Source organism: Dolichospermum heterosporum TAC447 (assembly GCF_024584745.1).
Taxonomy (GTDB): Bacteria; Cyanobacteriota; Cyanobacteriia; order Cyanobacteriales; family Nostocaceae; genus Dolichospermum; species Dolichospermum heterosporum.
On sequence record NZ_CP099464.1, the window covers coordinates 5,738,781 to 5,750,776 of the forward strand.

Sequence of the window (11,996 nt, forward strand, 5' to 3'; positions counted from 1 at the left end):
ATAGGATTTAAGGTTATTCATAATGCTGCAAATTATCCAAGCAACCTGTACCAACGGTGAACTTATTTTGAATGAAAAACTAAGTTCCGAATTAGAAGGTAAAACCATACAAATTATGATTCTCGAACCCAGCGAATCTACACAACCAATAGATTATCAAGAATCGAAAATACAGCAATTCTTAGCGCGAGTTAATAACTACTCCTTCCCACTTCCCCCAGACTACAAATTTAATCGAGAAGAAATTTATGATAGATAAAATTTTTCTCGATAGTAATCTCTGGATTTATCTCTATGCTAAAAATCCGCCAGAAAAATCCCAGAAAGTTGCAGAAATCATCAAAAATTATTCTTCATTGCTGTTAGTTAGCACTCAGGTTTTAGGAGAATTATTTCATGTTTTAACTAGAAAAAAATTCACATCAAAAACAGATGCAATTACAATCATATCAGATATAGTGAATACTTTTCCTGTTCAAGCAATTAACACAACAGAAGTTATACAAGCATTAGAAATCAATGCAAAATATAACTACTCTTATTGGGATAGTTTGATTATAGCTACAGCTTTATTAAGTGAATGTTCCATGATTTACTCAGAAGATATGCAACATAATCAATTAATAGAGAATAAAGTAAGAATTATCAATCCATTTGTTTGATTTCATATCTTTTTAATTACTGTAGGGTGGGTTATCAACAATATAAGCCACCATTAAAAACCCTGTATCTGTTCACATCATCTCACTCAACCATTACTAGCAATTAATAGAGCGATTCGCGTTCGCGGAGCGTCCCGGAGGGAACTAGCACTGCTGCAAGCAGTTCGCTGTGATCGTGTTGGTGCATTAAGAGATATTACCCCCATTTGAATGTTTAATTGGATGGGGGTATTATATTATGATAGTGATCTCATACTAGATGGTATTGAATTTACCAATTTTTCAAATTGATTATTTTCTTCAAAAAAACATAAAGCGTCTTCACTTAACCAACCTAGTAATTTCTGGCGTTGCTGAATCGAGGTATGAAATTTCCAAATCGAACCTTTAAAAATCTTACCTTTGCGTGATTGCGCCTTTGCGTGAGACTAAAATTCATACCCTTAATCAGCAATGCCTAATTTCTTAGCATTTTCGTAGGTCGTCAGTAATTCATCAAATGATAAGTTTCTAGTATTGAAAACAGGTTCATGATGAAATACACGGTTACGTATAACCCTTATTTCGTTTAAAATTCTTCTTATTCTTTTAATATCGCGCATAAGATTATGTTTTTCAGGAGCATTTGGAAAAACTCCATGAATATAACGAGGAGAAACAATATGCCATATAATTCGTGTAAATAAGAGAAGACAATAGAACCATCACAGATACACCACAGAAACATTCACCTCACCTGAGAATTATCACCCGAACTAAATCAAATCCTAGATTCACAAACTACTAGACTAAAAATATCAAATTAGGCTATACTACTTATAGTATGACTGTGGGTAGGATATGGCTAAAATCTCAATTTCATTGCCAGATGAACTACTAAATTATATTGACCAAAAAGTTGAAAACCGTAGTGCGTTGATTGAAAATCTCTTGAAACAATGGCAAGAAAAACAACGAGATGAAGCACTAGCGGCAGCTTGCGCTTTGGTTGATGAATTAGAATTAGGTTGGGAAAGTGAATGGCAAAACATAGCGATTACCGAATGGGAAGCATCTGGATAGTAACATTTGACCCATCCGTAGGTACAGAAATTCAAAAAACTCGTCCAGCACTAATAATTTCTGGGACTTTGTTTAATAACCAACGCAGCAAAGTCACAGTTTTACCTTTTACTTCCGCAAAACCTAATAACCCCCGTATTTCACCTGCGGTAGTTGAAGTACCTACATCAGCGCGAAACGGACTTTCTGTAGATAGTCTTTTGATATGCGTTGAACCAATGACATTTGACAAAATTCGTTTAACTCAACAACTAGGAGAATTAGAAGCAGAATTATTAGAACAAGCTCAAAATATTTTGCATCGGTATCTGAGTTTAAACAGAGAGCAAGCGAACGATTACAAACCATGCTTTTAGAAGGATTAAACTCAGGAAATTAAAGCTGGTCGTGTTTTTTTTGATTTGGGGAACCTATAGTTGGATCAAAATTAACCAAGTAGATTTCACCACGCTGGGGATAGATAATTTTTCCCTTACTTAACACGCTTCTTCTTCCAAATTAAACCACTCTTTAACTAATCCTAAATCACGTTCTGCTCTTTTAATAGCTCCTTGTTTCAACTGTTCTTTGATATTAGCCTGGAACTGAATTTCCAGGCGGGTCTGTCAGCCAAATAAATAAGCTATCTGTAGCTTAAGTTCACACCAATCAGCATTGCTAAATCCTAAATTAATCAAGTCTTTGAATTTGTTTTAAGTAGGTTGGCGTTGAAAATTGTCGTTATGGCAAGGCAAAAGGCAAGAGGGTTTGGGCGATTTTACGTTTCTTTACACAGTTTGGTTTTATTGTGTTCACCTACTTAAGACTGAATTGGATTATCTCTAGGATTTACCAATTTCAATAGTTTCTGTTTAATTTGTGCGTCGAAAACTTCCCATTTGATTTTGGCATAAGCTGAATTTTCATTACCACCAGATAAGAAACCCATCGGAATTTCAAAGCCTCCAGCACCCGTCCTCCCACCACCAAAAAATCGCCCAGCACTATCTTGTCCAAAGGCTTCTTTAATAAATTCATCAGGATCTAACGTCAGTTTGGTGGTTCTCAGAGATCCTATCACTACTTCTAATTCGTCATCTTCATCATGAACAATTCCATAAACTACTGCTGTATGCACATTTTCCTCAGTAACGAGAAAATCAGCCGCTTGGGGAATTGCATCCCGGTCATCATAGCGCAAATAACCAACACCAGCTATAGAAAAGTTATTTTGAACGATGCGGTTTTTAAGCGATCGCTCGATCACATCCATTACCCGCTTAGAACGATTTGCTTGCAAAATAGCATTTAGTAACTGAGCATCATAAAACCTGCTCAAATACCCAGCAGCCATAAAATCTTCTTCCTGTGCCTGCATCAACCGATTTGTATCTGAGCGTAACCCGTGCATTAAAGCTGTAGCACATTTAACGTGCTGGCTAATGCTATTATCTAAAGTTAATAATCCTGCTTGTAAGTATTGAGTAAAAATTGTCGCGGTAGCCCGCACATAAGGACGAACATCAACAAATTCTGATTTGAGTTCTCCTTGTAAACTATGATGATCCACCAGCACTATCAGGGGAATTCCAGCTTGTTGGATGGCTGGTAATAATTGAGACGTAGTTCCCTGGTTGTCAATTAACACAAACCCTTGATAGCATGACAAATTTTTATTTTTTAAAGCTTGTATTGTCCAACGTTGAGCAGGTAAATTAGTGAGCTTAACTAAAGCAATATTTTCCTGATGACTTAAAGTTCCCGCGTAAACAATATCACACTTGATATCATACTGTTGGGCAATTAATTGGTAAGACCAAGCACAAGAAAGAGCATCAGGATCAGGAAAATCCTGTAAAATCACCAACTGACGTTCATGACGATGTGCAAGCAGCGTCTTCTGTAACTCCTCTGATTTTTGAGATGCTAGAGAATTGCCACGCTGGACTAAATAGATACCTCCATCACCATTAGAGGATGGTAAGGAAGTCCGGTTTAACGGTGGAAGTTCAATTACCTCTTTCTCTATTTCTAATTCCTCTGGATGGGGATCTGTGGTCAATGATAAACTTTCAAATTGAGAAGGTGGATAATTCACGTACATAAGTAACTAACTGTATTTCTAAGCGGGGAAAATAGGGTTATCCATTCAGATACAATCCAAGCAGTAGTGCGCTGATAAAGCTACATGAAACTTGGCAAAATCTAAAATTAATTCTTTTGGCACTGTGTAAAGCGGTTTATTTTTGTCAATAGCACGAGCAAAGGATCTATTGCATCCAACTAAAGTGCTACAAAAATGCTGAAATTCAAGTATGCTGTACCTCTTGAGTTATATACAACCTCATAATTTGTGACTTTGTCTAAACAAATATGCAGATTTTTATGAAAAAATTTGATAATTATCTTGAATATTTATTTGACTTGTGCTACTGTTGGCATTCTGTGTCCAAATTGATCTCTCAATTTCTTGGTGGCAAATCATCTACTCATAATTGTAACAAATTATCAGTTAAGAACAAAATCTATCTATATATCGTTTTTTTAGCAGATAAAGTGCCACCCCTGAAAATTAAGATGAAAATATCAGCTTGGTGGAAACTTGCCACAAGCTGTAGTAAACACTGGACAAAACCAAGTGAAACACCTGATTGTAGTCACATCATTGACCCAATTTGGTCAATCAGATATATCTACAGGTGAATTTTGTCCTGAGTTTTTGTAGTTAATTATGTAGGATGTCAAAGACCTATGACATACTTTTGCCACTCCTGGTGCATTCCACTTTTAAGATGCTTTGTCACCTCAAAGTAGAGACTACTGTAAGGTTGACGGGGTAAATGACGCAAGGGCATTCGCGCTTCTTGCGGTGTACGACAGCCTTTCTTGATATTGCAGCGGACACAAGCCGTAACAATATTTTCCCAAGTATCTTCGCCCCCTCGTGATCTTGGCATAACATGATCGAGAGTTAACCCGTCTCCTGTGTTACCACAGTATTGACAAGTATGGCTATCACGATGCAAGATATTCCTCCGAGTCAGCGGAATTTCCATATAAGGAACGCGGACATAATGACGCAACCGAATTACGGTTGGCATCGGAAAATCCGAGTAAAGGAATTTACCGTTGTATTCTAAGCGTTCAGCCTTGCCTTTAATCAACAACACGGTGGCACGTCGCCAACTAGTGATGTTGAGCGGTTCGTAAGAGGCGTTCAGGACTAAAACCTTCCTCATGAATCTGCGCTCAAGGTATTAGTTTTACATATATTAACACAAATACACCCCGCTGGGGATATGAGAATAATTTATACTTTTGTTCTTGATTCAAATACATCTGAATTTATTATTTGTTAACATTTTCATGAATTTGCCAAAAAAATCGCCATAAAGGAGTGTTTAGGGGTTGACATTTGATTTTATATCTGTTATCATGAATTTGATAAGGAAGAACTATTTTCTAATAATTAAAAGATTTTCGAGTGTGCGGATACACTAATATTGCTCATACTACTATCTTGTATAAATCGCCGGATCAAAGTTAAACTTCCTGATTAAGGTGATACGGCTTCTAGTACACTGCGGCGTAAATAACCCAACCATTCTAAATCGTCCAAAAGCCTATACTGTCTTCGTTTTGACTTTTAACTTTTGGCTCTTGACGAACGCCCTACGGTACTAGGGGTTCTTTTTAGGAACTACGGTCAGAAACGGTAAGTTCTACCGAGATTGCTTGTGGAGCGGGCAAACAAGATTGGAAGTCATTCTAAGACCGCGATGAAGCAGGAAATAAACACTAAGATTATCGCTGTCCAGATGTGTCTAGACTTTGGTGATTTTGGGTAAGTTTTATAGAACGGATGTGAGCAGCTTTTCGGTGGTGTGATAGGAGTAAAGTGTAATGTTAAGTCGCAAGCAAACCCCGATTTTTGCCGACAATCAGGAATGTGATGCTTATGCTTGGTTTTCTCAGCGGGCTTGGGTAGAAATTGATTTAGGGGCTTTGTCTCATAACGTCAAGCAGTTGGTCAAGTTTTTATCACCATGTACCCAATTAATGGCCGTTGTCAAAGCTGATGCCTATGGACATGGGGCGGTGACAGTTGCGAGGACTGCTTTGGAGGCGGGTGCTAGTTGGTTAGGTGTGGCAACAGTTCCCGAAGGTATTCAATTACGAGAAGATGGTATTCAAGCCCCAATTCTGATTTTAGGGGCAACCAACACACCAGAACAAATTCAGGCGATCGCCCATTGGCAACTTCAGCCCACACTATGTAGCCCTAAACAAGCTTTAGAATTTTCTAACACCTTAGAAACTATTAACCATAATTCCTCTTTACCCGTACATATTAAATTAGATACAGGAATGTCTAGATTAGGCACTAGTTGGCAACAAGCCGCAGATTTTGTCCAGTTAGTACAAGGATTACCCCATTTAAATATTACCAGTATCTATTCTCATCTAGCAACTGCCGATAGTCTTGATACCACAGTGATGACAGAACAGCATAGAAGATTTGCAGAAGCAACTGCACACATTAAAGCTAAAGGGATAAAAATTCCCAGTTTGCATTTAGCAAATTCCGCCGCTACCTTGACAAATCCAGAACTGCACTATGACATGGTGCGGGTGGGTTTAGCTATTTATGGTCTTTATCCTGCCACTCATTTACAAAATCAAATCAAACTGCAACCGGTTTTACAACTCAAAGCCAGAGTTACCCAAGTTAAAACCATAGCCGCAGGAACTGGAGTTAGTTATGGACATCATTTTATTGCTTCTAAAGAAATGCGTCTGGCTGTAGTTGGTATTGGTTATGCCGACGGAGTTCCCCGTAGTCTTTCTAACCAAATGCAGGTGTTAATTCGTGGGCAGCGCATACCGCAAATTGGCGCAATTACAATGGACCAAATCATGTTAGATGTGAGTTCCATTCCCGATTTGCAAGAGGGGGAAATAGTCACTTTGCTAGGAGAACAGGGAAAAGAGCAAATATCCGCTAATGATTGGGCAAACTGCCTCAATACCATTTCTTGGGAAATTCTCTGTGGTTTCAAACATCGTCTACCTCGTGTAGCTGTGATGTAGATTATTAGGGACATGGGAAAATATCACCAATATCCCATACCCTAATTTAAAATTGGGACTGAAATTTTGACTCTTTTGCCTATTGCCATAAATAATTTGTTGTGCTAACATAAGGTATTAATGCGGATATGGCGAAATTGGCAGACGCGCTAGATTTAGGTTCTAGTTCCGAAAGGAGTGAAGGTTCAAGTCCTTTTATCCGCACTTTTAAACAGATAGTTGAGTTAATAGTGATGTTGTGCTGTCATGTACAGTGACTAATTATATGTCATCGGTGACAAATTAGTGTCGCTGTGACTATTTGTTGTCGTTTTGATGGTAGTGACAAATTAATGTCATAAAAACAATTATCCTTGTCATCATTATAGAACAAGCGGATAAAAGGACTTGCTTTCAACCCCCCTAAATTTTTTAATAGTTACTAAACCCAAAAATAATCTCAATTTCAAGCTTTTTCAATATAACCATTGTTGAATGTGCTTTCGCTACTTTCAACCCACTCTGTACTAGGAGGGTTGTTGTTACATTTCAGCTACATCTGAAAATCCATAATTAGCAATCTTTCAACCCACCCTGTACTAGGAGGGTTGTTGTTACAGTAATTTGGGTATTGATTAATGCGATCGCCATGCACTTTCAACCCACCCTGTACTAGGAGGGTTGTTGTTACAGTTCCCGCCTCTGCGACTGGGGCATGGGCAGGACAACTTTCAACCCACCCTGTACTAGGAGGGTTGTTGTTACCCACCAAGTTTCAAAGTATTGTAGGGCAAGGTTTCCAGGTGTCGTTAGCGCGGATGTCTCCCAATTTGCTGTTTGAGCCTCATTTACAAAAATCATATCAGGATGAAAAAACGATGAGATTTCGACAGAACAAGCATTTTGGGACTTGCGCGGATCTCTGAGAAATTTTGCCTTGATTTTAGTTCTTCAAATGAAGAATTGAGGAGGGTTCCCCCTTGATCGGAGGTGATTCGGTAGCCACTACAGCGGTACATCCGCGCCCTTATTGCTGGGAGCGCACCTATCCTGTCCTAAGACAGCAGCATCAGGGTGAGCAGCTACCAGGGTCAGAAAGCAAGACTGTATTGCTACAGTCAAACTAACCCCCATTTAACACTGTTCAGAGGCTGCAAGCAGCATGAACGGCGGCGCTATTAAATCTATTTTATTATCAAGGTTCGGATATTTGTCAACTTTGTTTGACTAGGCGGAGATGATAAGTAGAGAGAGCTAATTCTTTGGCTTTGTCCTGGGGACTGCCACGAACAGGTTGTGTACCCTCTTCGATGACAATTTCTACCTGAGCAGCTTTACTTTGAATGCTTTGAATTAATCTGCCATAACTCCATTGGTGGACGTTTATTCGATACTGTTTGGCATATTTTTGCTGGATTTCAACTGAACCTGGACATTTTGCTTCGGCTATGGCTTGAATTTCGCTCTGAATATTCTCCCGCATATCCCCTAACTTGGGTAAGACAATGCTGCCAGCTTTGTAGGTTTGGGCGATAGCGAAGCGCTCCGCAGGAATCGCAACTATTTCTTTTGCTAATAATCTGTCTATATGCTGTCCTAACTCAGATGTACCAAACTGATTGGGAGAAAAACTTTTCTGTGCTTTGTGGCGTTCGTGGGATGAAGATCGCTGTTGTCGTCTTTGGCGATTCAATAGTTCGTAATTCTCACCAAGTAGCTGTTTAATACTGCGGTAAGCCAAGACTTTGTTTGCACTGGCATCCACTACAGCTACTGTGGCAGGTTTTTCTAACCCCATGCTGACTCCAACTAAAATGTGGGATTGTCCTTGGTACAGGGGTTTACTGGGACGATCAAAGGAATTGTTTATGCGAGTCAGTGTTGATTGCTTACGCTGAATAAAGGCTTGCTGGGTATCGCTTAAATCACTCTTTTCTTTCATCTTGGTGATGAATTTGGTAATGTCTTCTGCTTTCTCTTGGCGAACCTGTTCTGTGCCTTCAGCAGTCCATAAGCGATTGTCAACACAGCAAGAAAGGGTCAATCGGTGAATTTGCCAAGTTTCGCCTTTACCTTCACCTTCTTGCCACGCTAAACGACCATTTCTGAGGGTGAATAAGCCACTGGAATGCTGATTTTTGCTTTTGCGTTTAGTTTGTTGATCTTCTAGAAAGCGTTTAAACCAGTGCAGTTGACGACTATCACAATACACTTCAAAAGTTAAATCGGTTAAGCCATTAAAGTGAACACACAGCCTACCTTTTTCGTTTGTTGACCATTTAAGGTCTTCATTGGTTTCAAAAACTAGGGGAAAAGGGAGAGAACTTGATCTGGTTGACAGAATATCCTGCCAGCGGTTGGCTTCAGTATTGTCTTCTGGAACTGTGGTTGTAGCGGTGAAGAGTGTTTCCAACCATTTACTATTGGTTAAATCTCGACCTTTGGGTATTCGACTTGTTAGCTTGTCTGTCAGCCTTTGAATCTGGATTTCAACTTTACGGCGGCGTTTAGCAAATTTTTCGGTGTCTTCTTCTTTGTCATTGAGTTTGCAGCCATTTTTTAGTAGATAGCTGATGGCACTACGGCCGAGTATGTCGTCGGTTTCTTGGTAAGCATCAAATAATTTATGAGATAAACTACGCTCTGGGTTAGAAGCGGATAATTTTCTCGATTTTTTGATATTTCTTTTTTTAGTTAAAGGAAGATTAGTGTCAGATTCTGGCGTTGTCATTGCTAAAATTTCAGCAGCTTTGGTACGAATTACTTCCAAGCTGTAACCACTGGTTTCTACTAATTCAGCATCGCTGTTGAGCATTTCTAGCCAGCGAATCTTACCATCTAGCTGCTGCTGTAGCCGTTTCTGGATTGTCAACCACGATTTGTAGATGTAATCCACAACGTGAATTGCGGATAAATAACAACGGCTTGGCTGTCCGGCAAACTGAGGATCGGTTTTTAGAGGTTGGCAAAGTTGACTAACAACGGTAGATGGAAATTTGCCATTTTGTCGCCATTTCTCGAAGTCTGGGTGTTTACTAAGCTGTTGTAGTAGTTCGTTAATTAGCGGCGTGTTTAATTCTGCCATCAACGTCCAGAGTTGTTGGCGGGTAGATTCACTGGCAATTAGGCGACATTGAACAGTAATTTGACTCATGAAAATACATTATCACAAAAACACATAATGTTATTCTAAAAAATTATGTGTTTTAGAAAAAGCTTCTATAGGATGATTCTTATGGAAGGAAAATTCTACACAAGCACCGAAGCAGCAGAAATTACTCATTGCTCTCGCCGACAGTTACAGTATTGGCGGGAGAAGGGGGTTATAGTACCTACGGTTAATGCCAGTGGTAAGGGAAGAAATGTTTATTATTCTAAGGCTGACTTGTTGGCACTGTCAGTAATGGAGCATTTGCTGTCAATTGGTTTAAATTTTGAGATGTGTCATGTAGCTTTGGAAACTTTGCGTAAAAGAGAGCCTTGGCTATTTGAGGAGTCTGTTACTGAAGATAAGATGAAGCGGTTGATGTTTTTACCTTCAAAATCGCCTGAACAACCTTTGCAACTGGCGGAGTTTGACCAGCAAGCGGCATTAGAGGCACTTTGTGAGGGACAAACTGTGATTCCTTTTTTGGGCGATCGCGTGCATCAACAATTGAGGGATAATCTGAAAAATAATGCTAAATAAGTGAAAAATTGTGCTAAATAAGTATTGATGCTATAATCCTGACATTAATTTCAATTTTTACATAGATATTTACCCCAGGTAGCAAGCATCTTACTAATTGAATTTTTTAACAGAACACATTCTATGATAAAGACAGCTTGTAATCCGGGTTCAAGGGTTCGTTACAGAGCAAATATCAAATTGTCTAAAGAACAAGATGAAGAGCTTAATAGTTCTTCATCTGTCGTGTCTGACACTACTTCTTTACATGGTGCGCTTACAGCATCAAGAAATGATCTGCGTGTCGTGGAGCTTTTTGCTGGAGCAGGGGGAATGGGTGTTGGATTTCTGATGGCTGGTGAGCAAAAAAAAGGATTTAGAATTATTAATTCTGCTGAAATTAACCCAACATATTTAAAAAGCCTTGAAACTAATTATAAATACTTTTCTAATAACTCAAATAATTGCATTGAAGACTCTATTCCTTCTGATTTTACTCCTATAGATTTAACTAAAAAACAGGATTGCCAGCTTGTACATGAAGCTGTCAAAAAAGCAGATGGTGTAGATATTGTAATTGGTGGAACGCCATGTCAAGGGTTTTCACAATCAAATAGAAGTAATTGGAATGCCAAGAACACTTATAATCAACTGGTTGAATACTTTATTCAATGTTCTTTGGAACTAGCACCGAAAGCAATTCTTTTGGAAAATGTGCAAGGTATTCTATGGACACCTCGTTCTAATAAAAGCAAAAATCCACGTAATTTAACGGTAATTGACTATATTGAAAAGAAGTTTACAGATGCTGGTTATGTCCTCTTTCCAGCAATTTTAGATGCAGCTTGGTATGGAGTTCCACAACACCGTAATAGATTTTTTTTATTAGCATTGCATAAAGATTTAGGTTATACAGTTGATCATTTTGGCGAATGGGGCGCATTTCCGTTACCTACACATGGAGCAAAAGGGGGAAATAACTATGTAACACTCCAAGAGGCGATTGCTGATCTACCTATGGTTGATAATGGTGAAAGCCGAGTTATTCAAGAATATAATGAACCGATTTATGAAGAATTAACAACAAATCCGTTTTTACAACAAATGCGCCAAATGGCAACTCCAGATATTATTGAAGGTCACATTGTTTCAAGACAAAAAGATTATGTAATTGATAGATATGGACATATTCCGGCTGGTGGAAACTGGCAGAATATTCGACATCTGATGACTAACTATTCTGATATAGAGAATACCCACAGTAATATCTACAGACGTTTAAGGTGGGATGAACCTTCAATCACAATTGGTAATTACCGTAAAAGCATGATTATTCATCCAGACCAAAATAGAGGATTATCTCTGCGAGAAGCTACTCGTCTACAGTCTCTTCCTGACTGGTTTACGTTCTGTGGCTCTACAGATAATTCTAAAAATACAGGCTTAATGCACAAACAACAGCAATTAGCTAATACCGTGAGCTTTCTTTTAACACTAGCAATAGCTAAACACATACTTAAACTTTAGCTTTCATTTCTTAAAATTCTAACTCTAAT

General features: G+C 38.7%; 11 protein-coding genes and 1 tRNA gene. 8 read left to right on the top strand and 4 right to left on the bottom strand.

The genetic code is table 11. The features are described 5' to 3' along the window. The first annotated feature begins 22 nt into the window (after positions 1-22). The 4 genes from NG743_RS26175 to NG743_RS26190 all read left to right on the top strand — a co-directional run bounded on the left by NG743_RS26175 (position 23) and on the right by NG743_RS26190 (position 2,080). On the top strand, positions 23-259 hold the full coding sequence (locus tag NG743_RS26175; RefSeq protein WP_027401150.1) for a hypothetical protein: 237 nt from the start codon (positions 23-25) through the stop codon (positions 257-259). After that, positions 249-662: a PIN domain-containing protein gene (locus NG743_RS26180; RefSeq protein WP_027401149.1), complete on the top strand. Its 414-nt coding sequence runs from the start codon at positions 249-251 to the stop codon at positions 660-662. The genes NG743_RS26175 and NG743_RS26180 overlap by 11 nt, the downstream gene beginning before the upstream one ends. Positions 663-1,502: 840 nt before the next feature. Then, complete coding sequence (locus NG743_RS26185; protein WP_027401148.1) at positions 1,503-1,724, top strand: ribbon-helix-helix domain-containing protein; 222 nt, start codon at positions 1,503-1,505, stop codon at positions 1,722-1,724. Then, positions 1,682-2,080 (top strand): type II toxin-antitoxin system PemK/MazF family toxin, encoded by a 399-nt coding sequence (locus NG743_RS26190; RefSeq protein WP_257121191.1) that lies wholly within the window; start codon positions 1,682-1,684, stop codon positions 2,078-2,080. Before NG743_RS26185 ends, NG743_RS26190 begins: the two co-directional genes overlap by 43 nt. 443 nt (positions 2,081-2,523) lie before the next feature. Here the strand turns inward: NG743_RS26190 and NG743_RS26195 are convergent, their stop codons facing one another. Further along, a complete protein-coding gene (locus tag NG743_RS26195) occupies positions 2,524-3,807 on the bottom strand; it encodes a DHH family phosphoesterase (protein WP_027401147.1) in 1,284 nt (427 codons plus the stop codon). A 637-nt stretch (positions 3,808-4,444) separates the two neighbouring features. After that, positions 4,445-4,942, bottom strand: a complete 498-nt coding sequence (locus tag NG743_RS26200) for an HNH endonuclease (RefSeq protein ID WP_027401145.1) — start codon at positions 4,940-4,942, stop codon at positions 4,445-4,447. A 664-nt stretch (positions 4,943-5,606) separates the two neighbouring features. Here NG743_RS26200 and alr point away from each other — a divergent pair. After that, the gene (alr, locus tag NG743_RS26205; protein WP_027401144.1) at positions 5,607-6,794 is read left to right on the top strand and encodes an alanine racemase; all 1,188 of its coding nucleotides are present in this window, start codon (positions 5,607-5,609) and stop codon (positions 6,792-6,794) included. A gap of 122 nt (positions 6,795-6,916) precedes the next feature. Then, positions 6,917-6,998, top strand: a tRNA-Leu gene (locus NG743_RS26210). Positions 6,999-7,326: 328 nt separating this feature from the next. On the opposite strand, the gene NG743_RS27065 is transcribed toward NG743_RS26210, so the two are convergent. Then, a complete protein-coding gene (locus tag NG743_RS27065) occupies positions 7,327-7,542 on the bottom strand; it encodes a hypothetical protein (protein ID WP_442548598.1) in 216 nt (71 codons plus the stop codon). A gap of 444 nt (positions 7,543-7,986) precedes the next feature. Next, positions 7,987-9,927, bottom strand: coding sequence for a type V CRISPR-associated protein Cas12k (gene cas12k / locus NG743_RS26215; RefSeq protein WP_257121192.1), 1,941 nt, complete (start codon positions 9,925-9,927; stop codon positions 7,987-7,989). An 81-nt stretch (positions 9,928-10,008) separates the two neighbouring features. On the opposite strand from cas12k, the gene NG743_RS26220 reads away from it, so the two are divergent. After that, the gene (locus NG743_RS26220) at positions 10,009-10,461 is read left to right on the top strand and encodes a MerR family transcriptional regulator (RefSeq protein ID WP_257121193.1); all 453 of its coding nucleotides are present in this window, start codon (positions 10,009-10,011) and stop codon (positions 10,459-10,461) included. Between the two features lie 180 nt (positions 10,462-10,641). Next, entirely contained in the window at positions 10,642-11,967 is a 1,326-nt protein-coding gene (locus NG743_RS26225) for a DNA cytosine methyltransferase (RefSeq protein ID WP_257121194.1), read from the top strand. Positions 11,968-11,996 lie beyond the last annotated feature (29 nt).